The sequence below is a fragment of the Reyranella sp. genome (assembly GCF_050185545.1).
Taxonomy (GTDB): Bacteria; Pseudomonadota; Alphaproteobacteria; order Reyranellales; family Reyranellaceae; genus Reyranella.
In genome coordinates this window covers 43,812-69,109 of sequence record NZ_JBFWZI010000005.1, presented here as the reverse complement: position 1 = coordinate 69,109, position 25,298 = coordinate 43,812, and the positions used below count along the sequence as shown (strand labels likewise).

27 protein-coding genes are annotated in these 25,298 nt (G+C 66.7%); 18 read left to right on the top strand and 9 right to left on the bottom strand.

Annotated elements, in window-relative coordinates; translation table 11 throughout:
- Positions 1–558 (bottom strand): D-alanyl-D-alanine dipeptidase, encoded by a 558-nt coding sequence (gene ddpX / locus AB7O82_RS02580; RefSeq protein WP_428539140.1) that lies wholly within the window; start codon positions 556–558, stop codon positions 1–3.
- A 225-nt stretch (positions 559–783) separates the two neighbouring features.
- On the opposite strand from ddpX, the gene tsaB reads away from it, so the two are divergent.
- Together tsaB and rimI are read left to right on the top strand one after the other, a co-directional pair.
- Positions 784–1,482 (top strand): tRNA (adenosine(37)-N6)-threonylcarbamoyltransferase complex dimerization subunit type 1 TsaB, encoded by a 699-nt coding sequence (gene tsaB / locus AB7O82_RS02575; protein WP_428618590.1) that lies wholly within the window; start codon positions 784–786, stop codon positions 1,480–1,482.
- A 35-nt stretch (positions 1,483–1,517) separates the two neighbouring features.
- Entirely contained in the window at positions 1,518–2,003 is a 486-nt protein-coding gene (gene rimI / locus AB7O82_RS02570; protein WP_428539144.1) for a ribosomal protein S18-alanine N-acetyltransferase, read from the top strand.
- Here the strand turns inward: rimI and AB7O82_RS02565 are convergent.
- Positions 1,970–2,158: a sulfurtransferase TusA family protein gene (locus AB7O82_RS02565; RefSeq protein WP_428618621.1), complete on the bottom strand. Its 189-nt coding sequence runs from the start codon at positions 2,156–2,158 to the stop codon at positions 1,970–1,972. The two genes, rimI and AB7O82_RS02565, sit on opposite strands and share 34 nt — an antisense overlap.
- A 99-nt stretch (positions 2,159–2,257) precedes the next feature.
- On the opposite strand from AB7O82_RS02565, the gene AB7O82_RS02560 reads away from it, so the two are divergent.
- From AB7O82_RS02560 to ybeY, 6 genes are all read left to right on the top strand, one after another.
- The gene (locus AB7O82_RS02560) at positions 2,258–2,695 is read left to right on the top strand and encodes a Fur family transcriptional regulator (RefSeq protein ID WP_428539148.1); all 438 of its coding nucleotides are present in this window, start codon (positions 2,258–2,260) and stop codon (positions 2,693–2,695) included.
- Positions 2,696–2,762: 67 nt separating this feature from the next.
- The gene (locus AB7O82_RS02555) at positions 2,763–3,611 is read left to right on the top strand and encodes a GNAT family N-acetyltransferase (protein ID WP_428539150.1); all 849 of its coding nucleotides are present in this window, start codon (positions 2,763–2,765) and stop codon (positions 3,609–3,611) included.
- A 16-nt stretch (positions 3,612–3,627) separates the two neighbouring features.
- Complete coding sequence (locus AB7O82_RS02550) at positions 3,628–4,449, top strand: lysophospholipid acyltransferase family protein (RefSeq protein WP_428618587.1); 822 nt, start codon at positions 3,628–3,630, stop codon at positions 4,447–4,449.
- 34 nt (positions 4,450–4,483) lie between these two features.
- Complete coding sequence (gene miaB / locus AB7O82_RS02545; RefSeq protein WP_428539154.1) at positions 4,484–5,905, top strand: tRNA (N6-isopentenyl adenosine(37)-C2)-methylthiotransferase MiaB; 1,422 nt, start codon at positions 4,484–4,486, stop codon at positions 5,903–5,905.
- A complete protein-coding gene (locus AB7O82_RS02540; protein ID WP_428539156.1) occupies positions 5,902–6,891 on the top strand; it encodes a PhoH family protein in 990 nt (329 codons plus the stop codon). Before miaB ends, AB7O82_RS02540 begins: the two co-directional genes overlap by 4 nt.
- Positions 6,892–6,929: 38 nt before the next feature.
- Positions 6,930–7,352, top strand: coding sequence for an rRNA maturation RNase YbeY (gene ybeY, locus AB7O82_RS02535; protein WP_428618585.1), 423 nt, complete (start codon positions 6,930–6,932; stop codon positions 7,350–7,352).
- Positions 7,353–7,560: 208 nt separating this feature from the next.
- Here the strand turns inward: ybeY and AB7O82_RS02530 are convergent, their stop codons facing one another.
- Positions 7,561–8,391: an aldo/keto reductase gene (locus AB7O82_RS02530; protein WP_428539160.1), complete on the bottom strand. Its 831-nt coding sequence runs from the start codon at positions 8,389–8,391 to the stop codon at positions 7,561–7,563.
- A 217-nt stretch (positions 8,392–8,608) separates the two neighbouring features.
- Here AB7O82_RS02530 and AB7O82_RS02525 point away from each other — a divergent pair, with 217 nt between their 5' ends.
- The 4 genes from AB7O82_RS02525 to metK all read left to right on the top strand — a co-directional run bounded on the left by AB7O82_RS02525 (position 8,609) and on the right by metK (position 13,098).
- Positions 8,609–9,397: a hemolysin family protein gene (locus tag AB7O82_RS02525; protein WP_428539162.1), complete on the top strand. Its 789-nt coding sequence runs from the start codon at positions 8,609–8,611 to the stop codon at positions 9,395–9,397.
- A gap of 26 nt (positions 9,398–9,423) precedes the next feature.
- Complete coding sequence (gene lnt, locus AB7O82_RS02520; protein WP_428618583.1) at positions 9,424–10,896, top strand: apolipoprotein N-acyltransferase; 1,473 nt, start codon at positions 9,424–9,426, stop codon at positions 10,894–10,896.
- A 267-nt stretch (positions 10,897–11,163) separates the two neighbouring features.
- Positions 11,164–11,580: a helix-turn-helix domain-containing protein gene (locus AB7O82_RS02515; RefSeq protein ID WP_428539166.1), complete on the top strand. Its 417-nt coding sequence runs from the start codon at positions 11,164–11,166 to the stop codon at positions 11,578–11,580.
- Positions 11,581–11,811: 231 nt separating this feature from the next.
- Positions 11,812–13,098 carry a methionine adenosyltransferase gene (gene metK / locus AB7O82_RS02510; RefSeq protein ID WP_428618581.1) on the top strand — a complete coding sequence of 429 codons (1,287 nt, stop codon included), beginning with the start codon at positions 11,812–11,814 and terminating at the stop codon, positions 13,096–13,098.
- A gap of 6 nt (positions 13,099–13,104) precedes the next feature.
- Here metK and AB7O82_RS02505 read toward each other — a convergent pair whose 3' ends face one another.
- A complete protein-coding gene (locus AB7O82_RS02505) occupies positions 13,105–13,500 on the bottom strand; it encodes a type II toxin-antitoxin system VapC family toxin (RefSeq protein ID WP_428539170.1) in 396 nt (131 codons plus the stop codon).
- A gap of 165 nt (positions 13,501–13,665) precedes the next feature.
- A complete protein-coding gene (locus AB7O82_RS02500) occupies positions 13,666–14,076 on the bottom strand; it encodes a hypothetical protein (protein ID WP_428618579.1) in 411 nt (136 codons plus the stop codon).
- On the opposite strand from AB7O82_RS02500, the gene AB7O82_RS02495 reads away from it, so the two are divergent.
- On the top strand, positions 14,050–15,930 hold the full coding sequence (locus tag AB7O82_RS02495) for a peptidase domain-containing ABC transporter (protein WP_428618577.1): 1,881 nt from the start codon (positions 14,050–14,052) through the stop codon (positions 15,928–15,930). The genes AB7O82_RS02500 and AB7O82_RS02495 overlap by 27 nt on opposite strands.
- A gap of 132 nt (positions 15,931–16,062) precedes the next feature.
- Here the strand turns inward: AB7O82_RS02495 and AB7O82_RS02490 are convergent, their stop codons facing one another.
- Genes AB7O82_RS02490 through AB7O82_RS02480 form a run of 3 tightly spaced genes read right to left on the bottom strand, consistent with a single transcriptional unit; the run spans position 16,063 to position 18,247 of the window.
- Positions 16,063–16,521 carry an MmcB family DNA repair protein gene (locus AB7O82_RS02490; RefSeq protein WP_428539176.1) on the bottom strand — a complete coding sequence of 153 codons (459 nt, stop codon included), beginning with the start codon at positions 16,519–16,521 and terminating at the stop codon, positions 16,063–16,065.
- 20 nt (positions 16,522–16,541) lie between these two features.
- Positions 16,542–17,747 carry a tetratricopeptide repeat protein gene (locus AB7O82_RS02485; RefSeq protein WP_428618574.1) on the bottom strand — a complete coding sequence of 402 codons (1,206 nt, stop codon included), beginning with the start codon at positions 17,745–17,747 and terminating at the stop codon, positions 16,542–16,544.
- Positions 17,748–17,749: 2 nt separating this feature from the next.
- The gene (locus AB7O82_RS02480; protein WP_428539178.1) at positions 17,750–18,247 is read right to left on the bottom strand and encodes a hypothetical protein; all 498 of its coding nucleotides are present in this window, start codon (positions 18,245–18,247) and stop codon (positions 17,750–17,752) included.
- Positions 18,248–19,170: 923 nt separating this feature from the next.
- On the opposite strand from AB7O82_RS02480, the gene AB7O82_RS02475 reads away from it, so the two are divergent.
- Positions 19,171–19,818, top strand: a complete 648-nt coding sequence (locus AB7O82_RS02475; protein ID WP_428539180.1) for a TetR/AcrR family transcriptional regulator — start codon at positions 19,171–19,173, stop codon at positions 19,816–19,818.
- 119 nt (positions 19,819–19,937) lie between these two features.
- Here the strand turns inward: AB7O82_RS02475 and AB7O82_RS02470 are convergent, their stop codons facing one another.
- Positions 19,938–20,393, bottom strand: coding sequence for a c-type cytochrome (locus AB7O82_RS02470; RefSeq protein ID WP_428539182.1), 456 nt, complete (start codon positions 20,391–20,393; stop codon positions 19,938–19,940).
- A 158-nt stretch (positions 20,394–20,551) separates the two neighbouring features.
- Between AB7O82_RS02470 and AB7O82_RS02465 the strand changes: the two genes are divergently transcribed.
- The 4 genes from AB7O82_RS02465 to AB7O82_RS02450 all read left to right on the top strand — a co-directional run bounded on the left by AB7O82_RS02465 (position 20,552) and on the right by AB7O82_RS02450 (position 25,186).
- Positions 20,552–21,247, top strand: a complete 696-nt coding sequence (locus tag AB7O82_RS02465) for a cytochrome b/b6 domain-containing protein (RefSeq protein WP_428618571.1) — start codon at positions 20,552–20,554, stop codon at positions 21,245–21,247.
- Between the two features lie 80 nt (positions 21,248–21,327).
- The gene (locus AB7O82_RS02460; RefSeq protein ID WP_428539186.1) at positions 21,328–22,176 is read left to right on the top strand and encodes an AAA family ATPase; all 849 of its coding nucleotides are present in this window, start codon (positions 21,328–21,330) and stop codon (positions 22,174–22,176) included.
- 78 nt (positions 22,177–22,254) lie between these two features.
- On the top strand, positions 22,255–23,436 hold the full coding sequence (locus tag AB7O82_RS02455) for a vWA domain-containing protein (RefSeq protein WP_428618569.1): 1,182 nt from the start codon (positions 22,255–22,257) through the stop codon (positions 23,434–23,436).
- Between the two features lie 64 nt (positions 23,437–23,500).
- Positions 23,501–25,186 carry a thiamine pyrophosphate-requiring protein gene (locus tag AB7O82_RS02450; protein ID WP_428618567.1) on the top strand — a complete coding sequence of 562 codons (1,686 nt, stop codon included), beginning with the start codon at positions 23,501–23,503 and terminating at the stop codon, positions 25,184–25,186.
- The last annotated feature ends 112 nt before the right edge of the window (positions 25,187–25,298 follow it).

The window sequence follows — 25,298 nt, the reverse complement described above, 5'->3', positions numbered from 1 at the left end:
TCACATCATCGGGCGCGGCAGGTCGGCGTCGCTGATCAGCGGGTAGCGGCGCGCCTCGAAGAGCTGATAGTGCCACCATTCGTTGCGATAGAAGTCCCAGCCTGCCGCCGTCATCAGCCCCATCAGCAGCAGGCGGTTGCGCTGGGCCGCGGCCGGGATGTCGGTCCGGCCGTGATGCGACAGCGGCGTGAAGGCATCGAACGGCGTGCCCATGTCGAGCTCCCGGCCGTCGCCGTCGAGCAGGGTGAGGTCGACGGCAACGCCGCGCGAATGCGGCGAGCCGCGGCGCGGGTCGGCGAGGAACTCGGGATCAGGCTTGGCCCGCCACAGCACCCATTGCGCCTCCGTCGGGCGTAGAGCGTCGAAGATGCGCAGCCTGAGGCCGAGGGGGCGGGCGAGCGCGACCGCGGTCGCCAGCTTCTCCGCCGCTTCGCGATGCAGCCAGCATTCGGCATTTCGATAGACCGGCTTGCCGGATAGATTGGCATCCGTCGCATAGGCCAAGGCGATGTCGACATCGAAGTCGGGCAGGGCAATCTCAACCAAATCGAGCTTCATGATCCGAGAATGCCTAGAGCACATTCCGGCCGGCCGTTCCAGCCGAACGGATTTTGCCCGTCGCAACAGCCAGCTCACCGGCGCGCATTTCCGATCGGAGCGCGCCACGCCATGGTGCATCATCGATGGAACCGCGGGCGATTGCAGCAGGTCGGAAATCACCCGGGGCGGGTGGGCCGACGCCAGGGCGTGGCGCGACGCTCGCCCCAACTTGCGTTTCCAGGGATGACAACAATCCTGGCCATCGACTGCTCGGTGACCGGGCTGGGCGTCGCCGTGCTCGGCAACGGCGAGCGTCTGGCCGCGATCCGGGAGGACGGACGTGATCAACCTGCCCGCCTGCTTCCCGCCATCGAGGCGACGCTCGCCGCGGCAGGCGTCGACCGGCAAGCAGTGTCGCTGCTTGCCGTGACGACCGGGCCGGGAAGCTTCACCGGCGTCCGCGTGGGTCTCGCGACGGCGCGCGGACTGGCGATCGGGCTCGGCGTGCCGCTGGCCGGGATCGCCACGACCACGGTCTTGCTTGCCCAGGCGAAAGTGCCGCTTGCCGAGGATTCGGGTCGGCGCCGGCGCGTCGTCGCTGCGATCGACAGCCGCCTGGGCGACTGGTTCTGCGCCCTCGACGAAGGCGCGCGAACGCCGTGCCTCACGACCGCTGCCGCGCTTGCCGTTCGGCTGGCTGGTCAGGCCTGTCGTATCGTCGGCGTCGGTGCCCGGCAGCTTGCCGCCACGCTTGTGGCGGCCGGCGTCGACGCCGTGGGTGAGGAGGAGCAACCGGATCCTGTCGCGCTTGGCCGGATTGCCGCCGAGGCTGGCGTCGAGGCGTGGCGCGCCGCCAACGCCCGCGATGGCTTGCCGCGGCCGCTCTATCTGCGGGGCGTCAACATTACTCTCCCCGACGGCGCGCGACGCACGGTCGACTGAATGGCTTCCCGTGAATGAATGATCAGACGTACGTCGTGAGCGCGCTTGCGGCGCTCGACCTGGCGCGGGCGGCGACGCTGCACGGCGAGGCGTTCGCGCCGGTCGGCGAACGCGGCTGGACGCGCCAGGAACTCGCCGAGTTGCTGGCGACGCCCGGTGTTGCCGGCCAGTTGCTGCAGGCCGGTGATCGCGATGTCGGCTTCGCCCTTCATCGCGTTGTGGCCGACGAGGCGGAACTGCTGACCATCGCCGTCCGCCCGGCGCTGCGCCGGCGCGGGGCCGGCCGCCGTCTGCTCGACGCCGTGATCGCGCAGGTGCGCGAGGCCGGCGCGAGGTCGCTTTTCCTCGAGGTCGCTGTGGACAACCAGGCGGCCCGGCGGCTGTACGAAACGACCGGATTCCAGATCGTCGGCGTGCGTGCCGGCTATTACCGGCGCAGCGATTGCGGTGCCGCGGACGGTCTGGTGATGCGTCTCACTCTCAATGATCAGCTGCCGCCGCGCCGGATGGTGACGACATGATCGCCGCCGTCGGCCTCGATGGCGAGGATGGCGTGGCCTTCCTCGCGCGCCGCCCGGGGCACGTTGCGCAAGGGCTCGTCGCCGCGCAGCCGTACGCTGAGCACCTCGCCGGCCTGCATCCGCTCGAGCTTGAGCTTGGTCCGCACGAAGGTCATCGGGCAGACCTCGCCGGTGATGTCGATGGAGTGGTGAGCGTGAACTGTCATCCTTGGCCAACTATACCCCGGCTGCGGACCGGTGTAGGGTGCGTTCACATGCCGGACCGGAAATCGAAGCTCGAACTGCTCTGCGTCGAACGTGGTCTGAAGATGACCGAGCAGCGGCGCGTGATTGCACGCGTGCTGTCGGAAGCATCCGACCATCCCGACGTCGAAGCGGTTCATCGTCGGGCGACGGCGATCGATCCCAACATCTCGATCGCCACGGTCTATCGGACAGTTCGGCTGTTCGAGGAAGCCGGCATTCTCGCCAAGCACGATTTCGGCGATGGACGCGCGCGCTACGAAGAGACGCCGGAAGAGCATCACGATCACCTGATCGACATCCAGAGCGGCAAGGTCGTGGAATTCCACAACGACGAGATCGAGGAGCTGCAGCGACGGATCGCCGAGAAGGCGGGATACCGCCTGGTTGGTCACCGCCTGGAGTTGTACGGAGTTCCGTTGGACGGGAAAACCGACCGTCAAAAATGAGTGGACGGCGTCATCGCCAACCCGATAATGGGCCCATGATCGGGGCGGCCCCCATTGCGGATGGAACATGCGCATAGACCGCGCTGACAGCGAAGCCGAACTCCTGGGCACTCCCGCTTCCAGTCGGGAGATCGTCAAGGTCGTCGCCGGTGATTTCGAGGTGAGGCTCGCCGAAAGCGCTGCCGAGGTCGACGCGGCGCAGGCGCTTCGCTATCGCGTCTTTTACGAAGAGATGACGGCACATCCGACGCCGGAGATGGCGGCGCGGCGGCGCGACTTCGATGCGTTCGACGAGGTGTGCGATCACCTCGTGGTGCTCGATCGTCGGCGTGGCGACGGGCCGGAGGGCATTGTCGGCACCTATCGCCTGCTCCGGCGGTCGGCCGCGGCCAGGATTGGCCGGTTCTACTCGTCTGCCGAGTACGATATCCAGCCGCTGATCGACTATCCCGGCGAGGTTCTCGAGGTCGGACGGTCGTGCATCGAGAAGGACGCGCGCAACACCGCGACCATGCAGATGCTGTGGCGCGGCATTGCGCTCTATTCGTCGCATTACAACATCCAGGCAATGTTCGGTTGCCCCAGCCTGCCCGGCGCCGATCCGTCGCAGCATTCGCTGTCGATGAGCTACCTCTATCACCATCATCTGGCGCCGCCGGAGATCCGCGTGCGCGCCCTGGCCAGCCGTTTCGTCGACATGAACGTGCTGCCGCCCGGCAGCTACGATCCGCGCAAGGCGATGGCGCGCCTGCCGCCGATCATCAAGGGCTACCTGCGGCTCGGCGGTTATGTCGGCGACGGCGCGGTGATCGATTCCCAATTCGACACCACGGACGTCTTCGTCATCGTCAAGACGGAAATCATCACCGAGAAGTACATCCGCCACTACGAGCGCGGGATGCGCGAGCACGACTGAGACGCCTATCGCGACGATGTGGATCGGTTCCCCGCTGCGCGGCATCTTCCGCCTCGCCAGCTTTCTGCTCCTTACGCTTGTTCTGCTGCCGCCCTATTTCCTCGCGACAGCGCTCAGGATCAGGCCGGTCATCCGCTGGATGCCGGTGGTCTATCATCGGATCGTCTGCACCACTCTCGGCATTCGCGTTCGGGTCATGGGACGGCGCTCGCAGGTCATGCCGACCCTCTATGTCTGCAACCACGTCTCCTATCTCGATATCTTCGTGCTGGGGGGACTGGTCCCCGGCAGCTTCGTGGCCAAGGCGGAGGTGGCGACCTGGCCGTTCTTCAGCACCCTCGCCAAGGCGCAGAGGACCATCTTCGTCGAACGGCGTTCCGCCAAGACCAGCCACAGCCGCGACGAGATGATGCGCCGGCTCGATACCGGCGACAATCTCATGCTGTTTCCCGAAGGCACCAGCAGCGACGGCACGCGCGTGCTGCCGTTCCGCTCCGCCCTGTTTGCCGTCGCCCAGCTGCGCCGCGACGGCAGGCCGATCTCCGTCCAGCCGATGTCGATCTCCTATACGCGTCTCGATGGCATCCCGCTCGGCCGCTACTGGCGGCCGCTGTTCGCCTGGTTCGGCGATCTCTATCTGGTGCCGCATGTCTGGCAGATGGTGTGCCTGGGCGAGACCGAGACCGTGGTCACCTTCTTCCCGCCGGTCGACATCGACCGCCTGGGCGATCGCAAGAAGCTCGCCGAGCATTGCTACCGCCAGGTTTCCGCCGGCGTGCAGTCGGCCAATTCCGGTCGCCTCGAGCTCTTGCCGCCGCTCGACCCGGCCGGCGCCTGATGCTAGAAATCCGCCGTTCCAGCAACGGAGACAGATGACGGACGTCCGCCCCGACGCACAGCGGCAGCATAGGCGCGTGTTCATCCGCACCTACGGGTGCCAGATGAACGTCTACGATTCCGACCGCATGGCCGATCTCCTGCGCTCGCTCGGCTACAGGCTGGCCGAGTCGGTCGAGCACGCCGACCTCGCCGTGCTGAATACCTGCCACATTCGCGAGCACGCCTCGGAGAAGGTATATTCCGAGCTCGGCCGCCTGCGCGACGTCAAGCAGGAGCGGCATGAGGCCGGCCGCGACCTGACGATCGCCGTGGCGGGCTGCGTCGCCCAGGCCGAAGGCGAGGAGATCGTGCGCCGCCAGCCGGCAGTCGACATCGTCGTAGGCCCGCAGGCCTACCACCGCCTGCCCGAGCTTCTGGCCGAGGCCGAGCGCAAGGCGGCGCTGAAGCGCGCCGGCAAGCGCCTGCCGGGCGCCGGGGTGCTCGACACCGACTTTCCGGCCGAGAGCAAGTTCGACCATCTGCCGACGCCGCACGGGGTGCGCGCCGGGTCGGCGTTCCTGTCGATCCAGGAAGGCTGCGACAAGTTCTGCACCTTCTGCGTCGTACCTTATACGCGCGGTGCCGAGTATTCGCGTCCCGCGGTCCATGTGCTGGCCGAGGCGCGCGCGCTCGTGGCGGCCGGCGCGATCGAGCTCACCCTGCTGGGCCAGAACGTCAACGCCTATCACGGCGAGGGACCCGACGGCTCGACCTGGTCGCTGGCCCGCCTGATCACGGCGCTGGCCGGGATCGAAGGCTTGGCCCGCCTGCGCTACACCACCTCGCATCCGCGCGACATGGACGATGACCTGATCGCCGCCCATCGCGACGTGCCGCAGCTCATGCCGTACCTGCACCTGCCGGTGCAGTCGGGCTCGGACCGCCTCCTGGCGGCGATGAATCGCCGGCACGGCCGCGACCTGTTCCTGGGCCTAGTCGATCGCCTGCGTGCGGCGCGGCCCGATCTCGCCCTGTCGTCCGACTTCATCGTCGGCTTCCCGGGCGAGAGCGACGCCGATTTCGATGCCACCATGCAGCTGGTCGATCGGGTGGGTTTCGCCTCGGCCTTCTCCTTCAAGTACAGCCGCCGGCCGGGCACGCCGGGCTCGGCGCTGCCGGACCAGATTTCCGAGTCGGTCAAGTCGGCGCGGCTCGCCGCGCTGCAGAGCCTGCTGGCCGAGCAGGCGCGCGCCTTCAACCAGTCGAAGGTCGGCCAGATCGTGCCGGTGCTGTTCGCCGAGACCGGTCGCAAGCCTGGCCAGATCGTCGGCAAAACGCCGTGGCTGCAGTCGGTCCATCTCGACGGCAGTCCGCGCCTGATCGGCCGCATCGCGGAGGTTCGCGTGACGGCGGGCCATACCAACAGCCTGGCCGGGGAATTGGCCGGGCTTATGCGCGCGGAAGAAGCTGCATGAGCGATTCGTCGGCGAGCGCAGGCGGTCGGTCGGCCGACGTGCGTCGCATGACGTTCGACGACAACGCGCTGGTGGCGGTGTTGTACGGCAATCACGACCGTCATCTCGTGCGCATCGAGCAGCTGGCCGGCGTGCAGCTCAATGCGCGCGGCAACCAGCTGTCGATCGCCGGCGTACCCGAGGATGCCGCGGTCGCCCACAAGGCGATCGGCCGGCTCTACGAGCGGCTGAAGCGCGGCCTGTCGATCGAGATGGCCGACGTCGATGCCGCCGTGCGCTTCGCCCGCACCGGCGCCGAGACCGGCGAGGACGAAGGCATCCGCACGCGCCGCCGCACCGTACAGGCGCGCTCGCCCGGCCAGCGCGGCTACCTCGCCGCGCTGCGCGAGCGCGACATGGTGTTCGCGCTGGGCCCGGCGGGCAGCGGCAAAACCTACCTCGCCGTCGCCATGGGTGTGTCGCTGCTGCTCGCCGGCAAGGTCGAGCGCATCGTGCTGTCGCGGCCGGCGGTCGAGGCGGGCGAGCGGCTGGGCTTCCTGCCCGGCGACATGAAGGAGAAGATCGATCCCTACCTGCGGCCGCTCTACGACGCGCTGCACGACATGATGCCGGCCGAGCAGATCGCCAACCGCATGGAATCGGGCGAGATCGAGATCGCGCCGCTCGCTTTCATGCGCGGCCGCACGCTCGCCCATTGCTACGTCATCCTCGACGAGGCGCAGAACACCACGCCGATGCAGATGCGCATGTTCCTCACGCGGCTGGGCGAGGGTTCGCGCATGGTGATCACCGGCGATCCCAGCCAGACCGATCTGCCGGGCAACCAGCGCTCGGGGCTGATCGATGCGGTCGACACGCTGAGCTCGGTCGACGGCGTGCGATTCGTGCGCCTGACTTCGAAGGACGTCGTCCGGCATGACCTGGTGACCCGCATCGTCGAGGCCTACGACGCGCGCGACAAGCGGACACGAGACGAGCCGCGTTGAGGGCGCCTGCCACTCTCACTCTGCGCTGTGACGTGGTGGTGCTTCACCCGGCATGGCAGCGCAGCGTGCCGGGCGTCGAACGCCTGGTGCGCCGCGCCGCGCGCGCGGCACTTACCGGCGCGCGACGCTCGGGCAGGCGCTCGCTCACGATTGCGCTGGCCGACGACCGGCGCGTGCGCGCCCTCAACGCGCGCGACCGCAAGAAGGACAAGCCGACCAATGTGCTGTCCTATCCGTCGGGCGAACGCGCCTTCCTGGGCGACATTGTGCTGGCCCGCCAGACCGTGTTGCGCGAGGCGCGCGAACAGGCCAAGGATCCGGCCCATCACGTGAGCCATCTCGTGGTGCACGGCACCCTGCATCTGGTCGGCTACGATCACGTGGACGACTCCGACGCCGAGCGCATGGAAGCCCTCGAGCGCCGCGTGCTGGCGAAGCTGGGAATTGCGGATCCGTATTAGTCATGCTCCTCCCGCCAGCTTCGCTGGGTGTCCGCGTCTTCGCGGACGGAGGGGTCATGAGTCATCGCCGGGAGCGCGCCACTCCTGTGGCGCTCATAAGACGTGTGGTCGACACGAAGAGCGCCACAGGAGTGGCGCGCTCCCGGCGATGACCCCTCCGTCGCCGAAGACGGCGACGCCTCCCCAGCGAAGCTGAGGAGGAGAATGATCACAGCATCTCGAGCGGCTGGCGGCCGCGGGGCGGCGGGAAGGCGTGGTCGAGCTTGGCCAGCATGTCGGGCGAGAGCGTGACGTCGAGCGCGCCGAGATTCTCCTTCACGCGCTCGCGGGTCGCCGACTTGGGGATGGTGACGACGCCGGGCTGCGCCAGCAGCCAGGCGAGAGCGAGCTGGGCCGGCGTGCAGCCGGCCTCCTCGGCGAGCCTCGCCAGCACCGGTTTGCGCAGCAGGCTACCCTGGTCGAGCGGCGAGTAGGCCATCAGCGGGATGGCTCGGGCGCGCATCGCCGGCAACAGGTCGAACTCGGGACCGCGCCGCGACAGGCAATAGAGGACCTGGTTGCTGGCCGTGAGCCCTTTGTCGAGGCGCGCGGCATCCGCCATGTCGTCGTGGTCGAAGTTGCTGACGCCGAAGTCGGCGATCTTTCCCTGCTCGCGCAGGCGGTGGAAGGCCTCGAACGTCTCCGGCAGGCGCGCGCTGCCGCGCCAGTGCAGCAGGTAGAGGTCGATGCGCTCGACACCGAGGCGGCCGAGACTGCGCTCGCAGGCGGCAACCGTTCCGCTTCGCGTGGCGTTGTGCGGATAGACCTTGCTCACGATGAAGGGGCGTTGCCGGCGACCGGCGATTGCCTGGCCGACGATCCGTTCGGCCTCGCCGTCGCCGTACATTTCCGCCGTGTCGATCATCGGGTAGCCGAGATCGAGGCCGTGCTTCAGCGCATCGAGTTCGTCATTGCGCCGTCGCGCGTTTTCGCCCATGCGCCAAGTGCCGAGTCCCAGGATCGGCATGGCCGCCCCGGAGGGAAGCTTGCAGGAACGCATCAAGAACCCCACGATTGCAACGCACCGGCGATAGCCTATCTTAGCAGCCATGCCCGATTCCACAGCGCACCCAACGCGGCCGGGCCTGAGTGGCCCGGCTTCGTCAGGTGAATCGTCAGCGTCGCCAGCCGCGACACCCCCGTCCGACGTCCCATCTACCGGCGGCCTCCTGCGCGCCATCCTGCGGCGCCTGCGGCGGCGCGAGAAGAACGAGGCCGTGCGCGAGGCCATCGAGGAGCTGATCGAGGGGACGCCGGAGAGCGACACGCCGATCAGCGAGGATCAGCGTGTCCTGCTCGTCAACATCCTGAAGCTGCGCGACAAGACCGTGGCCGACGTCATGGTGCCGCGCGTCGACATCGTCGCCATCGCCGCCGACACGCCGCTCGACGAGGTCGTGCGCCTGATCCAGGCCGAGGCCCATTCGCGCTATCCGATCTATCGCGAATCGCTCGATGACGTGATCGGCATGATCCACATCAAGGACGTGCTGGCCTACTGGGGCACCGCGAAGAAGTTCAATCTGCGCGACATTCTGCGCCGCGTCGTGTTCGTAGCCCCGACCCTGCCGGTGCTCGACATGCTGCTCGACATGCGCCGCTCGCGCACGCACATGGCGCTGGTGGTCGACGAGTTCGGCGGCACCGACGGCCTGCTCACCATCGAGGATCTGGTCGAGGAGATCGTGGGCGAGATCGAGGACGAGCACGATGTCGCCCAGCCGCCGACCCTGGCGCGGCGGGTCGACGGCACGATCGACGTCAACGGCCGCACGCCGATCGAGATGCTGGAGCAGGAGATCGGCCGTGTCCTGTCGGACGACGAGCGTCGCGAGATCGATACGGTGGGGGGGCTGATCTTCTCCCTGCTCGGCCGCATTCCCGAGCGCGGCGAGGTCGTGCGCCATCCGTCGGGCGTCGAGTTCGAGGTGCTGGACGTCGATCCACGACGCATCCGCCGCCTGCGGGTGCGACCACCCGCCGTCGTGGCGCCGCCGACCGCCTGATCATTGCCTCGTACAGCATGACGCTCATGGGATGGCGCGCGCTCGGCGCGGGCGCATTGGCCGGCGCGCTCGCCGGCCTCGCGATGCCACCGCTCTATTGGCTGCCGCTCGCCGTCGTCGGTGTGGTGGCCTTCGTCTGGCTGTGGCAGACGGCACCGGGGCCGCGCAGCGCGCTGATGCGCGGCTGGGCCTGGGGCACCGGCCATTTCGCCGTGGGCTCGTACTGGATCGTCGAGGCGTTTTTCGTGCCGCCGGCCGATTACGCGCCGCTCGGCATACCGATCGTGACCGGCCTCGCCGTGGTGCTCGGTTTCTTCCCCGGCCTGGCGGCCGGCGTCGCCAAGTGGCTGGTCGGGCGCTGGCCGCGACTCGACGGGAGATACCGGCGCGTGCTGGTGCTGGCGCTCGCCTGGACGGCGGCAGAGTGGATGCGCGGCCACGTCTTCACCGGCTTTCCATGGAACCCGCTGGCCCATGTCTGGGCCTTTGCCACGCCGCTGCTGCAGGGCGCCGCGCTGGTCGGTGTCCATGGTCTAGGCCTGCTCAGCTTCCTCATTCTGGCTGCGCCGATGCTCGGATGGCGTGCGTCGATCGCTGCTCTGGTCGCCCTCGGGCTCGGCGGAGTCGCCGGCCAGCTCGTCATGGTGCCGCTGCCCGCCGACGGACCGATGCTGCGCATCGTGCAGCCCAATACGCCGCAGGCCGAGAAATTTCGGCCCCAGTTGGCGGGGCAGCACTTGGCAAAGCTCGTTGAGCTCAGCCGGCAGCCGGGCTTCGACACTCTTGCCGCTGTGATCTGGCCAGAAACCGCGCCGCCCCTCGTGATCGAGCCGGGCGGACGGGCCCTGGCAATCATGGCGCGCGCCGTGCCGCCCGACGGCTTCCTGCTGACCGGCGCCGCGTTCAGCAAGAATCGGCCTGAGGATGGCGTGTGGAACTCCCTGCTCGCGGTCGATCGCGCGGGCGCCATCGTCGCCACCTACGACAAGGTCCACCTGGTGCCGCTCGGCGAGTACATCCCGTTTCATCGTCAACTGGCGCCGGTATCGGGCCTGATCGGCCGCGGGTCGTTCGAGGAGGGTGTTTCTCGAGTGACTCTCGCGCTCGAAGGACTGCCGCCGTTCTCGCCCGTAATCTGCTACGAGGTCATTTTCCCGGGGGCCGTGACCGGTCCGGGCGCCCGGCCACGCTGGCTGCTGAACATCACCAACGACGCCTGGTTCGGGGTGTCGAGCGGGCCTTTCCAGCATCTGACGAGTGCACGCCTGCGTAGCATCGAGGAAGGGCTGCCGATGATGCGGGCGGCGAATACCGGCATTTCAGCGGTGATCGATGCCTACGGTCAGGTTGTGGCCTCGCTCGGAATGGAGCAGGTCGGCATGCTCGACCACCGGTTGCCGAAAGCAAGGGATATTACACCCTATGGTCGGTGGGGCGACTTGACGACTTTGGCCTTTGGCTTGCTCCTCGCCTGCCTGTTGCCTTTTCGGCGAAAATGACACGGTTCCAGGGAACTCTGTGATAAAAATCACGTTGTAAGTGGCCGAACTCACGTTTGGCTTGCGTTAGTTGCAATCCGGGCTTATCTAATATGCAGCTTTGGCGTGCAGATATGCATAATTGCATAGACAAAGAGCCGGCAGAGTTAGCGTCCGAGTTGTATTTTAGGATGCTTTTACAACTGCGACGAAGCTCCGCAGGGTGGCGGCGAAAAGGTAGGAGAAATGGCAAGATCACATCCGGTTGACGTCCATGTCGGGGCGCGCATGCGTCAACGTCGCACCCTCCTTGGAATGAGCCAGGAAAAGCTCGGAACGGCGGTCGGACTGACCTTTCAGCAAATCCAGAAATACGAGCGAGGCTCCAACCGGATCGGCTCGAGCCGCCTGTTCGAGTTCTCCAAGGTGCTCGACGTGCCGGTATCGTATTTCTTCGATGAGATGCCGTCGAACGTGTTGTCCGGACGCCCGATGTCGGGTCGCGGCCGCAAGGGCGGGTTCGGCGAGGTCGGCACTCCGTTTGAGCAGGAGAAGGATCCCCTGATCAAGCGCGAGACGCTCGAGCTGGTGCGCGCCTACTACAAGATTCGCGAAGGCCGTGTGCGCAAGCGCATCTTCGAGATGGTGAAGTCGGTTGGCGCGGCGAGCCATGCCGAGGCGCTGGGCGGCAAGAAGGGCCGCTGACCAGCAACGACGGCCGCCGCCGCCCCGGGGCCACACGAATGATACGGGGATAGCGGCAGAGAAACTCTTGATTTCCCCAGGCAACTGGAGTTTTTTGCGGCGCGGCCTCGATGGGCGACGCCGCCGCGGACGGATTTGGACGACTTGCCACCGCGACAATAAAGGCTAAGCCGGACGTTGGCGGCCCCGCCGCCCTGCCCGGAGTCCAGTGCGAACTGTGGGAGGGCTGCCTTGGCGCTCAAGGATTTTCTGTTTACGAGTGAGTCGGTCTCCGAAGGCCATCCGGACAAGGTCTGCGACCAGATCTCCGATGCCATTCTCGATGCCTTCATCGGCAATGACGTGAAGCTCGGCCACGCCGACGACAGTCACGCGAACACGCGGCTGGGCTGCGAGACGCTCGCTACCACCAACAAGATCGTCGTCGCCGGCGAGGGCCGCGCCTCCGAGCCGTACATGCGCAAGTACGGCAAGCACACCGTGGTCAATCGCGAGGCGATCAGCGAAATCGCCCGTGAGGTGGTGCGCGACATCGGCTACGACCAGGACGGTTTCAGCTTCCACGGCGCCGACGTCGAGGTGCTGCTGCACGGCCAGTCGCCCGATATCGCCATGGGTGTCGACGCCAAGCGGAAGGGCGGCAACCTGGGCGAGCAGGAGGGCGCAGGCGATCAGGGCCTGATGTTCGGCTTCGCCTGCCGCGACAGCGAGGAGTACGAGAAGGGCTCCTTCATGCCGGCGCCGATCTACTTCTCGCACAAGATCCTCGAGGTCCTGAGCAAGGCGCGTCGCTCGGGCGAGCTGCCCGACCTGCAGCCCGACGCCAAGAGCCAGGTCACCGTGCGCTATGTCGACGGCAAGGCGGTCGGCGCCACCAAGGTGGTCGTCTCGACCCAGCATCGCGAAGCCAACGCCAAGGGCAGGAAGTACAACTCGGGGCTGGTCAAGGAGATGATCGCGGCGCACGTGGCAAAGTCGCTGCCCAAGGGCTGGATGCCCCGGAAGGCGTCGGACTTCTTCGTCAATCCGACCGGCAATTTCGTGGTCGGCGGGCCGGACGGCGACTGCGGTCTCACCGGTCGAAAGATCATCGTCGACACCTACGGCGGCTTCGCACCGCATGGCGGCGGTGCCTTCTCCGGTAAGGATCCGACCAAGGTCGACCGCTCGGCAGCCTATGCTGCGCGCTACTTGGCCAAGAACATCGTGGCGGCAGGCCTCGCCGATCGCTGCCTGATCCAGGTCGCCTACGCCATCGGTGTCGCCGACCCGATGTCGCTCTATGTCGACACCCAGGGCACCGGCAAGGTCGACGAGCGCAAGCTGGAGAGGGTGCTGTCCGACATCTTCCCGCTGCGCCCGACCAACATCCGTCGCACGCTGCAGCTCAACAAACCCATCTACAGGCGCACCGCCGCCTACGGCCATTTCGGCCGCAAGCCGGAAAAAGACGGCGGCTTCTCGTGGGAACGGACGGACCTGGTGCCCGAGCTCAAGCGCGCTTTCGGTGCCCGATAGCGGCCACTAAGCCAGCTCGGCACTTGGAATGTCGGTATTCGCGAAATCGTTGCCGCAATACAGCAGCGGCAGGCTACGGCACTTGGCGAGCGCGTAGGCGAAGCAGTCGCCGTAGTTCAGTGCGGCAGCATGGCGGCCCTTGCCGAAGCGCCGCCAGGCGACACGCGCAATCTCCGCCTGATCGTGATCGACGGCGACGACCTCGATCGCCGCACGATAGAGCAGGAGGTCGAGCTCGCGGCCGTCGGCCTCGCCCTTGCGGCCCGCGATGACGATCGACGCCTCAAGCAGGCTCGCGGCCGAAAGGAGCCGCGGCGAGCCCGCCTCGATAGCTTGGGCCAGGCGGGGAGCCTCCGGCTCTCCCAACAGCACAGCAACCAGAGGTGATGTGCCGATAACCATCAGGTGGGCAGGCCATGCTCGTCGTAGCCGAGAATCTCGTCCGGCAGCCGCGCATCGAGATCGGCCAACGCCGGCCCGGAGATCGAGTGAGGTCGAGCAACTGCATGCAGTGCCGTCGGAAAATCAGGTTTTTCCCCTAAGCGATTGATTTTTAGTGATTTTTATTTAGACTTCGGATTTCTGGAACGCTCGCGGAGCTGACGGCGAATGGCCCGTCTCGAGGACGGCAGATGGCGGTCCGGAGATCGGGCCGGCGAGGTTGGAGAGCGGCGTGAGGGCCGGCCGGTTGACGCCCTGTTGCGCGCCTTGCTCTTCCTTGCCCAGCAGGCCGGGCGTCCGCTCGGCGAGCCCGAGGTGCGCCGGCTGGCAACCGTGCCGCCCGGCGGCGTCGACGAACAGACCTTCCTGACCGTCGGCGAGCGATTGGGGCTCGCTGTCCATGCGGCTGATATCGCAGTGGACGCCCTGGACGAAATCGCGATCCCGTTCGCCATCGTGGCGGACGATTGCATGACTCATGTCATCGTCGCCGGACGGGGTGACAGCTGGGTGGCGCTCGACGTCGTCGAGGGCCATGCCCGACGCCTGTCGCGGCGGCAGGTGGTGGCGCTCGGTCGCCGCGTGCTGGCGCTGCGGGAAAGGCCGCAGGCCGAGGCGCCCGCCGCCTGGCACAGGCCGCTGTGGCGCCGGACGCGCCCGGCCATCCTGAGACTGGCCACCGCGTCGCTGGCGATCAACCTGCTCGGGCTGGCGACACCGCTGGTGATGATACTGGTGCTCAATCGGCTGGCCGATGCGGACCCGCCTGCCGAGGTTGCCCGCACGGTGACGATGCTCTGCCTCGGCCTGCTGGCGACCTATGCGCTCGATTTCGGGCTGCGCGTGCTGCGCAGCCGCTGGACGGCGCGCGCCGGCGGCCGTCTCGACATCAGCCTGAACGGCGAGGTCCTGCATCACGTGATGCAGCTGCCGTATCGCCATTTCGAGCGCACACCCGCCGGTGTTGTGGCCGAGCGGCTGCGCCAGCTCGACGTCGTGCGCGGTTTCCTGACCGGACAGCTTCCTGCGCTCGTCATCGACGTCGTCTTCGCGCTCCTGTTCCTGGTCGCAACCTTCGTCCTCGACGCGAGGCTCGGCCTCGTCGCGACTATCGCTGTCACGCTGATGCTCGCCGTCTCGGTCGCCACACAGCGCAGCCAGCGCCGCCTGGCCGACGAGAGCTTCAGGGCGCAGTCCGCCAAGAGCTCGACCTTGTCCGAGGCCATCACCAACGTCGTGACCATCAAGGCCCTGGGCCTCGAGCCCGAGATCGAGCGGCGCTGGCAGGCGCGGGTCGAGCAGTCGGCCCAGACGAGCGAGCGTGCCGGCACCGTCGCCGGTGTGGTGGCGGGCGCATCGGGAACGGTGCAGCTGGTGGCATCGCTTGCCATCCTCGCCATCGGCGCCGACGCCGTTCTCGATCATCGCCTGTCGCTGGGCGCTCTGGTCGGAGCGAACATGCTGGCGATGCGGGCGCTGCAACCGATGCGCCAACTCGCCGCGGCATGGCATCAGCTGCAGTCGGTGGCCGCCGCCTTTGCCCGCATCGACGCCTTGATGTGCGAGGAGCCCGAGCCGGCGAATGCCGGATTCGGGCCGCCCTCCGTGCTGTCGGGCGAGATCGCGCTCGACCGCGTCGCCTATCGCCTCGACGACGCGGCGCCGCCGATCCTGTACGGTGTCGACTTGGTCGTGGCCGCCGGCGAGATCATCGGTCTGGTCGGCCCCTCCGGCTCGGGCAAGACGACGATCGCCAATCTGCTGCAGGGCCTGATCGCGCCGACCAGCGGTCGCGTGACGATCGACGGCGACGACATCGCGCACATGCCGCCGGCGCGACTGCGCGCCGCGATCGGTTGCGTGCCGCAGGACGTCCAGCTGTTTGCCGGGACCATCAGCGAGAACATCGCGCTCGGCCTGGCCGACAAGGATCCCGGCCGCATCGTCGCGGCCGCCCGGTTCGTCGGCGCGCACGATTTCATCCAGCGCCTGCCGCAGGGCTATCATACGGTGCTGGGCGAGCACGGCCGCGGCCTGTCGATGGGCCAGCGCCAGCTGCTCTGCATCGCCCGCGCCCTGGTGCGTGATCCGCGCATCCTCGTCCTCGACGAGGCGACGAGCGCGCTCGATCCCGCCACCGAGGAACGGCTGCTGCGCCAGCTCAAGGCCAATGCGCGCGGTCGCACCGTAATCATGATCACCCATCGTTTGGCGCCGCTCGCGATCGCCGATCGCGTCGCCCTGGTCATGGCCGGCCGCATCGAACGCACGGGCCCGCCCAGCGAGATCATGGCCTATGCGCGCCTGCGCATGGCCGAGGCGAGCGCCGGCTGGACGGCGCGGCCTGCATCGACGGGGCCGCGCGCGCCGGGTTCACTGCTGCGGATGTAGGCGCGCTCATACTGGACCGCGGGCGTCCCGCCCGCTCATGAGATGACTGTGTAGGGTGATATCCGCTCATGAGATGAATGAGCGGGCGAGATGCCCGCGGTCCGACGCAAGCGGTCTGGAAGCGGCGATGGCTCACCCGATCTCGACGAACTCCGGATCGGCCAGGCGGGCCAGCCGCTCGGAGGCGAGGCGGGCGCAATCGACCAGCAGGGCCTTGCGCCGCGCCGCGGCCACCGGCCGGCGCGGCGGCCGGCGCAGCATCTCGCCGCCATAGGCATCGGCCACGATCAGGCCGACTTCGACGGGAATCAGCGCCTGCGGGAAATCGATCGGCACGGCGACGAACAGTTGATCGCACCAGGCGAGATAGTCGGGCCACTTGGCGTCGACCCGCCAATCCTCGATCGAGGATTTCACCTCGACGATCACCAGCTCGCCCAAGTGGCCGATGGCGAAGACGTCTGCCCGTCGCCCATCGGGCAGTGGCACCTCGAGGAGGACCGAATGGCCGGTCTGCCGCATCAGGCGGCTGGCACCCCGGCACACCGCCAGCGTCACCTCCGGGCGCGTCTGCCGCTCGATCGTCGTCATGGCCTGGCCGCGACGCCCGGCTAGCGGCCTGGCACTGCGCGCGGTGGCACGAGGCGAGGCGGCGCGGCGTCGATCGGCCGCTCGAGGATGGGCTTGAAGCTCTGTGCCAGCATCTCGGCGCGCTTGCGTTCGCGCTCGCCGATCTGCTCGCCCGCCTTCTCGCGCGCCGGGCGCGAATCGGGATGGCCGCCGCGCTCGGCGAGCACGAGCCACTTGTAGCCCTCGAACGGATCGCTCTGGCCGGCGACGCCGCCGATCAGCATGAGGCCGAGCGCGTGCTGAGCCTGCGGCAGTCCCTGCTGGGCGGCGCGGGTGTACCACATCTGCGCCTGGGCCGGATCGCGCGCCACGCCGACGCCGGCGAAGTAGGCATTGGCGAGCTTGAACTGGGCCGAGGGCACGCCACCATGGGCGGCGACCTGGTACCAGCTCAACGCCGATTGCACGATCTTCTCGTTGACCGCCTTGTCGCGCGATGCCGGCGTGCGGGCCGCCATGTCGCCCAGCGCCAGTGCCGCCTCGGGCACGCCGTTGTCCTGGGCGAGGATGAGCCAGCGTTGCGCCGTCACGGGATCGCGCTTGAGGCCGGTGCCTTCGCTGAGCGCCAGCCCGTAGCGCAGCGCCGCCAGCATATGGCCCTTCTCGGCGGCGCGGCGGAACAGGTCGGCGGCGCGCACCGGATCGGCGGGGACCTGGTCGCTGCCTTCGTCCATGGCGCGGCCCAGCGCATAGAGCGCCAGCGGGTCGCCGCCCGCCGCCGCCTTCTCGAGCCAGGCGCGCGCCTGGACGAGGTCGCGCGCCACCCCCTGTCCGCGCAGGAAGAGGATGCCGAGATTGAGCTGGGCGCGCGCATGTCCGGCGGACGCGGCCCTGAGGAAAAGCTCGTAGGCGCGACCGTCATTGCGCGTCGTGCCGGCGAGGCCCTGGGCATGGATCAGCGCCAGCCGATGGATGCCTTCGGGCGAGCCGGCGTCCGCGGCGCGCTGGATGAAACGCAGAGCCTCGCGATCGGCGCCGCGCTCGAGCAGCACGGCGCCTAGCCACGCCTCGGCGTCGGCACTGCCCGACACCATCGGGCGCAGGGCGGCCTCCGCCGTCGCGAGGTCGCCGTTGCGATAGGCCGCGACGGCGCTGCGCAATTGCGGGGCAACATCGGAATTGTCCTGCGCCTGCGCGGCGCCCGAGGCGGCGAGCAGTGCTGCAAACAGCGCTGCCCGAACCATCATGGTCACTTGGTCTTGAACGTATAGGCGGCCGCGTCCGCCTTTGCTTTCTCGATCTCTCCCGGCTTCATGTCACGCGCCAGCTGCTCGAAGGACTGCGGCGCGACCGGTGCGTTCCAGCGCTCGGCGAGCACGAGCCATTTGTAGGCCTCGGCCGGGCTGCGGGGCACGCCCTTGCCCTCGGCATAGGCACCGGCCAGCGGCAGCATGGCCGGCACGTACCCGCGCTCGGCGGCGTCGAGCAGCATCGGTGTCGCCTTGCTGACGTCGTAGAACTTGGTGTCGGGGTTGCCGTAGATGTACAGCCCGGCGATGAACTGGGCACGCGGATCGCGTTCCTTGACCAGGAGCTGAAGCTCCTTCTCCGCGGTGGCAACGTCGCCCGCCTGCAGGGCCTTGATGCCTTCCTCGAAGCCGGCAATGGCCGGGCTGGCGAACAGGACCACGGCCGCGGACAGAGCGAGGAGCGCTTGCAACGCTCGGCTGGATTGGACGAGTCGCACGAATCGGATCTCCCGAAAACGATGGTCGGATGGCGCGGGACGTGATGGCAACCCCGTCCATCTACCACGGAATGCGGCCTGAATCAGACAGGCAAGCGTGGTTTCAATTCGCCAAGCGGGAAAATGCAAAGGACTGGCGCAATTTATTTGCAAATCATTGCGTCTTTTAGCAATATTTCGTATAAAATCTGCAGTCACATAGCTTCTTCCAAGATGAAGTCTTGTTCCCTAAGGTATTGTCAATAAAGGATAAAATCACTCGGAAACGCCGGGATAGAGTGCTGCCTGCATGCTGATTTCTGTCTACCTGATCAAAGGAATAAGCAGCAATTTCCAGCGAATCAGGGGCGTCGGCAAAAGCAGATATGCAATATTGCAGGTGCCGGAGGGTGAGTGCATTTGTTAGGGTTGATTTGTTCAGAGACTTGCTGCCCACGAGAGAAAGGTTCTGTGAAGAGATTTCGCGGCGAGTTCGGCAACCAGCCTTCGTCGCAAGAGTTTCTCAGATAGCCCGCCGGCGGCCTCCCAAGCCGCTCATCGAAGCCCCCTTCCCACACACCCCAAGGCTTCGATAACCCCACACCCAGGCGGGCTCCTAAGGAAGGCCGGTCGTTCCCCAAGCGGCCGGCCTTTCGTATTTCGGCGTCGGTCGCGCCGTCCCATCGCGGATCTTTCCGCACGTTCATCGGGTGTTTCGGCACATTCATAAAATTTGCCCGTCGGCTCTGCTTCCGCTCCTCGGCGTCAGGTGCCGCCTCGAAGAAATCCTTCCGAGAACTACCATAAATGCCTATCTCAAGTGGTCATACCCCTTAAAAATCGGACTTTCGTAATCTCTAGATATGCATTTTTGCAAGTTATGGAGTCACCATCCCATGGTACAGTGAGCTTGCTAGGGCAATAGCTAATCTCGTGGCGTCGACATGAAAATCATTGGATTTCCCGTCCCGCTCGCCGGCTTGCGGGACAGCCGCATCGCCCGCGACGAGGGTGTCAGGCGGACCCTGATCCAGACGACGCTGGATTTGATTCAGGCCGGGGACGTCGAGCCGACCGCGGCGGCGGTCGCCACGATCGCGGGGGTCCCCAGGGTGACCCTGACCCATCATTTCCCGAGCCTTGCTGATCTCTACGCCGCGGCCTTCGATCTGGCGGTCAAGCGGGTGCTCGATCTGGTGCGGGCGGTCGACAGTGCGACGCCGCTTGCCAATCGGGTCGAGTTGCTGGTGTCGGATCGCGCCCGGCTGTTCGAGGAATGGCTGCCGTTGTGGCGTTTTGCCGAGCGTGTCCGCGGCATCGCGCCACCGGTCGGAGTCGGAGTCGTTCACTTCCGCAAGGTCCTGCGCGAGCGTTTGGCGACCTGCTTTGCTTCGGAGCTTAGGGCGCTCGATCCCGATTCGCGCAAGCTGGTGCTCGACTCCCTCGATGCCGCCTTCGGGCTCGACAGCTGGATGAACCTCAGAGCTCAGCTTCGCCTGTCGGCCGTGCGGGCGTCGCGCACCTGGCGCTTCACGGCCGGTGCCATTGTCCAGCGCGCCTTTGTCGAGCATCGTCCCATGACGGTGTCCTGAGAGATCGGGGTCCTTCGGACCCGCGGCGATCCCTGGAACCAGATCCCCCCGGAAGAATCAGCCCCCCGAATCAAAGGTCCCTCGCGCAGCGAGGGACCTTTTTTCGTGCTGTCAGACGTTCAGTTCGCCTTGACGCGGAACTTGTCGTGGCAGGCGCCGCACGCCTTGCCGGTGGCACCGAAGGCGGCCGTCAGGGCGGCCATGTCGCCCGACCCGGCGGCGACCGTGAGCTTGTCAATGGCTTCAACGGCGGCCTTGTCGGCCGCCTGGAAGCCCGCCATGTCCGTCCAGACCGCGGGCAGGGCCTTGGTCTCGCCCTTGTCGGAGCCCGCCGGGAACATCTTCACGAAGGCGAGCTCGAGCTCCTTGAGCTTGGCTGCCTGCTGGACGGCGCCCTTGGTGTCGCCCTTGGCGTCGATGATGCCCTTGATGGCGCGCATCGCAGCACCCGCCGCTTTGCGGTTGTCCTGCCGCTGCTTGATGATGTCGGCTTGCGCGAAGGCGATCGTCGCTCCGCCTACCATAGCTCCTGCGGCAAGCGCGCTGATTGCGGCAACGACAACGATCCTTTTCATGATAGCCATCCCCTTTGTATTCGTTACGACCGGCAGGCAAGCTGCGTCCCGACCGGGGCGACATTTGTTGCAGAGGTTGGTGTCAAAGCGAACAGGGCAGGCAAGGACGCGCCATCACGACTGCGTGTGGTCGGAGTCCCGTGGGGAGCAAAGCAGACATGGCCGAGAGCAACACCAGCAACGCCAGGATCAAGGTCTGGGATCTTCCGGTTCGCCTGTTCCACTGGACGCTCGTGCTCCTGATCGTCGTGTCCTATCTCAGCGGGCGGGCTGGCGGCGACTGGATCAAGCTGCACTTCTGGTCCGGTTACGCGATCCTCACCTTGCTCCTGTTTCGCATCGCCTGGGGTTTCGTCGGCAGCACGACGGCGCGCTTCTCGAGCTTCGTGAAGGGGCCTGTCGCGAGCCTTGCCTATCTGCGGAACCTCGTGACCGGACGGCCGACCTACGATGCCGGCCACAACCCGGCGGGCGGCGCCATGGTCGTCGTGCTGATCTTCGCGGTGCTTGCCCAGGCGGTGGCCGGCCTGTTCACGGCCGACACCGACCTCGGCACGGTAAACGGCCCGCTCGCCACCCTGATCGCCGACAAATGGGTCGACCGGCTGACCCATTTCCACAAGTTCTGGGTCACCGTGCTGTGGTGGCTGATCGGCCTGCACGTGCTGGCCTCGCTCGTCTATCTCGTGTGGAAGCGGCAGAACCTGATCGGCGCCATGCTGACCGGGCACAAGCCGTACGTCCACGTCGTGCCGCCGGGCCAGCCGGCGCCAAGTGTCGGCTTCGCCTCCGGCCGGCTGGCGCTGTCGCTGCTCGCCGCCGCTGCCGCCATCGTCTACTTCGTGGTGCGGTAGCGGAGCTGGAAGGTGGTCTTGCTGCCACGAGGACGCGACACTAGGGTGATTTTCAATCCCGTGAACTTGGATTTTGCATCATGAAATTTACCGGTACCGACTCGTATGTTGCCAGCGACGATCTGCGCGTGGCGGTGAATGCGGCCATCGCGCTTCAGCGGCCGCTGCTGATCAAGGGCGAGCCCGGTACCGGCAAGACCGTACTGGCCCACGAGGTCGCCCGGGCGATCGGCGCGCCGCTGATCGAATGGCACATCAAGTCGACCACCAAGGCGATGCAGGGCCTCTACGAGTACGACGCGGTCTCCCGCCTGCGCGACTCGCAGCTCGGCGACGAGCGCGTCAAGGACATCGCCAACTACATCAAGCGCGGCAAGCTGTGGGACGCCTTCACCTCGGACAAGCGGCCGGTGCTGCTGATCGACGAGATCGACAAGGCCGACATCGAGTTCCCCAACGACCTGCTGCTCGAGCTCGACCGCATGGAATTCTACGTCTACGAGACCCAGGAGGTCGTGAAGGCCTCGCAGCGGCCGGTGGTGATGATCACCTCCAACAACGAGAAGGAGCTGCCCGACGCCTTCCTGCGCCGCTGCTTCTTCCACTACATCCGCTTCCCCGACCGCGAGACGATGACCCAGATCGTCGACGTCCACTTCCCCGACCTGCAGCGCAACCTGCTGCGCGAGGCGCTGAACATCTTCTACGACATCCGGGAGGTGCCCGGCCTCAAGAAGAAGCCGTCGACCTCCGAGCTGCTCGACTGGCTGAAGCTCCTGATGGTCGAGGACATGCCGCCCGAGGCGCTGCGCTCCAAGGATTCCAAGCAGCTCATCCCGCCGCTGCACGGCGCGCTGCTCAAGAACGAGCAGGACGTCCACCTGTTCGAGCGCCTTGCCTTCATGGCGCGCCGCGAGCAGAGGCAGTAGTCATTGGACCGCGGGCGTCCCGCCCGCTCTTGATCATGAGGCGGGCGGGACGCCCGCAGTCCGCATGAGGAGAGTCCGATGTTCACCAACTTCTTCCTCGAGCTGCGGCAGGCCAAGGTGCCGGTCTCCATCAAGGAGTACCTCGCGCTGATGGAGGCCATGGAGAAGGGCGTCTCGGACTACAAGGTCGACGACTTCTATTATCTGTCGCGTTCGGTGCTGGTGAAGGACGAGCGCAACCTCGACAAGTTCGACCGCGTGTTCGGCCATGTCTTCAAGGGGCTGGAGGCGCTGCCGGCCGAGGGCACGACCGCCGAGATTCCCGAGGAGTGGCTGCGCAAGCTCGCCGAGAAGCTGCTGACCGACGAGGAAAAAGCGCAGATCGAGGCGATGGGCGGCTGGGAGAAGCTGATGGAGACGCTGAAGAAGCGCCTCGAGGAGCAGCAGAAGCGCCACCAGGGCGGCAGCAAGTGGATCGGCACCGCCGGCACCTCGCCGTTCGGCGCCTACGGCTTCAATCCCGAAGGCGTGCGCATCGGCCAGGACAAGAACCGCGAGGGCCGCGCCGTCAAGGTGTGGGACAAGCGCGAGTACAAGAACCTCGACGACACCGTCGAGATCGGCACGCGCAACATCAAGATCGCGCTGCGCCGGCTGCGCAAGTTCGCGCGCGAAGGCGCCGAGGTCGAACTCGACATGCCCGACACGATCCGCTCGACGGCGCGCAACGCGGGCTACCTCGACATCAAGATGATCCCGGAGCGGCGCAACAAGGTGAAGCTGCTGCTGCTGTTCGACATCGGCGGCTCGATGGATGCACACATCCGGGTGTGCGAGGAGCTGTTCTCGGCGGCGCGCACCGAGTTCAAGCACCTGGAATTCTTCTACTTCCACAATTGCCTGTACGAGAAACTGTGGAAGGACAACCGGCGGCGCCACGTCGACACCTACCCGACCCAGCAGCTGCTGCACACCTTCCCGCCCGACTACAAGATCATCTTCGTCGGCGACGCCTCGATGAGCCCCTACGAGATCGCCTATCCCGGCGGCTCGGTCGAGCACTGGAACGAGGAGGCGGGCCAGGTCTGGATCCAGCGCATGGCCGACACCTATCGCAGCATGGTGTGGCTCAACCCGGTGCCCGAGCGGCACTGGAGCTACACGCCCTCGATCCAGCTGCTGCAGCAGCTCTCGAGCAACCGCATGTTCCCCCTGACGCTGGGCGGGCTGGATAGTGCTATGAAGGAGTTGAACAAGTAGTCTCCGGACCGCGGGCGTCCCGCCCGCTCATGCTGGACCGCGGGCGTCTCGCCCGCTCGAATCCATGAGCGGGCGAGACGCCCGCGGTTCGAACGAACATGAGTGGGAGGAATATTTCATGAAAACCGGCCCGGCGATCGCCGATATTCTGAAGAAGGAAGGCGTCGAGTATCTCTTCGCCTATCCGGTCAATCACCTGATCGAGGCCTGCGCCGCGGTCGACATCCGCCCCATCATCGTCCGCCAGGAGCGTATCGGCCTGCACATGGCCGACGCCATGTCGCGGCTCTCCAAGGGCCGCAAGATGGGCGTGTTCTGCATGCAGAGCGGCCCCGGCTCGGAGAATGCCTATGGCGGCGTCGCCCAGGCCTACGGCGAATCGGTGCCGCTGCTGGTAATCCCGCAGGGCTATCCGCGCCGCATCGCCCACGTCTCGCCGAACTTCAACTCGACCCTCGCCATGGCGCACGTCGCCAAACATTCCGAGCCGATCACCAGCGGCAAGGAAGTGGCCAACATCATGCGCCGGGCGTTCAACCTGCTGCGCAACGGCCGCGGTTCGCCGGTGATCGTCGAGCTGCCGGCCGACGCCTACGCCGAGGATGCGCCCGAGCCGCTGGACTACGAGCCGGTGGTCGTCACCAAGTACGGACCCGACGCCGGCCAGGTGGCCGAAGCGGCCAAGGTGCTGATGGCCGCCAGGCGCCCGGTGATCTATGCCGGCCAGGGCGTGCACTGGGCCGAGGCCTATGCCGAGCTGAAGGAGCTGGCCGAGCTCCTGGCCATCCCGGTCTGCACCAGCCTGGAAGGCAAGAGCTGCTTCGACGAGACCCATCCGCTGGCGCTGGGCTCGGGCGGCCGCGCCTACCCGAAGGCGGTGCGCCAGTTTCTCGACCAGTCGGACGTGATCCTGGGCATCGGCTGCTCGTTCACCGAGACCAACTTTGGCATTTCGATGCCGAAGGGCAAGACCATCATCCATGCCACGCTCGATCCGGCCCACATCAACAAGGACGTGCCGGTGAAGTACGGCCTGGTGGGCGACGCCAAATTGACGCTGGCCGGGCTGATCGCGGCCTGCAAGGCGGCGGGGGCCACGAAGCGCGACGCCGGTCCGGTCGCTGCCGAGATCAAGGCGGTGGCCGACGACTGGCTGAAGGAGTGGATGCCCAAGCTCACCAATAACGAAGCGCCGCTCAATCCCTACCGCGTGCTGTGGGATCTGCAGCACACGGTCGACTTGGCCAACACTATCATCACCCACGATGCCGGCAGCCCGCGCGACCAGCTCTCGCCGTTCTGGCGGAACACCGCGCCGCACAGCTATATCGGCTGGGGCAAGACCACGCAGCTGGGCTACGGGCTCGGCCTCGCCATGGGCGCCAAGCTCGCCTGTCCCGACAAGCTCTGCATCAACGTGTGGGGCGATGCCGCGATCGGCTTCACCGGCATGGATTTCGAGACGGCGGTGCGCGAGCGCATCCCGATCATGTCGGTGCTGCTCAACAATTTCTCGATGGCGATCGAGCTGCACATCATGAAGGTCTCGACCGAGAAGTACCGCTCGACCGACATCTCGGGCGACTACGCCGCCATGGCGCGTGCCTTCGGTGGCTACGGCGAGCGGGTCACCAAGCCGGAAGACATCATCCCGGCGATCAAGCGCGGCATCGAGCAGACCCAGAAGGGCGTACCGGTGCTGCTCGAGTTCATTACGTCGAAGGAAACCACGATCTCGGTGCCGAAGTAGGGTCATTCTCCTCCCCAAGCGAAGCTTGGGGAGGTGCCCCGTCATACGGGGTGGAGGGGTCATGAATCATGCGGACCGCGGGCGTCCCGCCCGCTCTGCTCATGAGCGGCGG

Coding starts and splice junctions, on each gene's coding strand:
- AB7O82_RS02500 (WP_428618579.1), bottom strand. CDS start 14,076: ATGGCCCTCGACGACGTCGAGCGCCACCCAGCTGTCACCCCGTCCGGC.
- AB7O82_RS02485 (WP_428618574.1), bottom strand. CDS start 17,747: ATGATGGTTCGGGCAGCGCTGTTTGCAGCACTGCTCGCCGCCTCGGGC.
- AB7O82_RS02470 (WP_428539182.1), bottom strand. CDS start 20,393: ATGAAAAGGATCGTTGTCGTTGCCGCAATCAGCGCGCTTGCCGCAGGA.
- AB7O82_RS02550 (WP_428618587.1), top strand. CDS start 3,628: ATGTGGATCGGTTCCCCGCTGCGCGGCATCTTCCGCCTCGCCAGCTTT.
- AB7O82_RS02465 (WP_428618571.1), top strand. CDS start 20,552: ATGGCCGAGAGCAACACCAGCAACGCCAGGATCAAGGTCTGGGATCTT.
- AB7O82_RS02460 (WP_428539186.1), top strand. CDS start 21,328: ATGAAATTTACCGGTACCGACTCGTATGTTGCCAGCGACGATCTGCGC.
- miaB (WP_428539154.1), top strand. CDS start 4,484: ATGACGGACGTCCGCCCCGACGCACAGCGGCAGCATAGGCGCGTGTTC.
- AB7O82_RS02455 (WP_428618569.1), top strand. CDS start 22,255: ATGTTCACCAACTTCTTCCTCGAGCTGCGGCAGGCCAAGGTGCCGGTC.
- AB7O82_RS02555 (WP_428539150.1), top strand. CDS start 2,763: ATGCGCATAGACCGCGCTGACAGCGAAGCCGAACTCCTGGGCACTCCC.
- AB7O82_RS02540 (WP_428539156.1), top strand. CDS start 5,902: ATGAGCGATTCGTCGGCGAGCGCAGGCGGTCGGTCGGCCGACGTGCGT.
- AB7O82_RS02515 (WP_428539166.1), top strand. CDS start 11,164: ATGCGTCAACGTCGCACCCTCCTTGGAATGAGCCAGGAAAAGCTCGGA.
- AB7O82_RS02490 (WP_428539176.1), bottom strand. CDS start 16,521: ATGACGACGATCGAGCGGCAGACGCGCCCGGAGGTGACGCTGGCGGTG.
- AB7O82_RS02450 (WP_428618567.1), top strand. CDS start 23,501: ATGAGCGGGCGAGACGCCCGCGGTTCGAACGAACATGAGTGGGAGGAA.
- ddpX (WP_428539140.1), bottom strand. CDS start 558: ATGAAGCTCGATTTGGTTGAGATTGCCCTGCCCGACTTCGATGTCGAC.
- AB7O82_RS02475 (WP_428539180.1), top strand. CDS start 19,171: ATGAAAATCATTGGATTTCCCGTCCCGCTCGCCGGCTTGCGGGACAGC.
- AB7O82_RS02565 (WP_428618621.1), bottom strand. CDS start 2,158: ATGACCTTCGTGCGGACCAAGCTCAAGCTCGAGCGGATGCAGGCCGGC.
- lnt (WP_428618583.1), top strand. CDS start 9,424: ATGGGATGGCGCGCGCTCGGCGCGGGCGCATTGGCCGGCGCGCTCGCC.
- AB7O82_RS02560 (WP_428539148.1), top strand. CDS start 2,258: ATGCCGGACCGGAAATCGAAGCTCGAACTGCTCTGCGTCGAACGTGGT.
- AB7O82_RS02530 (WP_428539160.1), bottom strand. CDS start 8,391: ATGCGTTCCTGCAAGCTTCCCTCCGGGGCGGCCATGCCGATCCTGGGA.
- AB7O82_RS02505 (WP_428539170.1), bottom strand. CDS start 13,500: ATGGTTATCGGCACATCACCTCTGGTTGCTGTGCTGTTGGGAGAGCCG.
- tsaB (WP_428618590.1), top strand. CDS start 784: ATGACAACAATCCTGGCCATCGACTGCTCGGTGACCGGGCTGGGCGTC.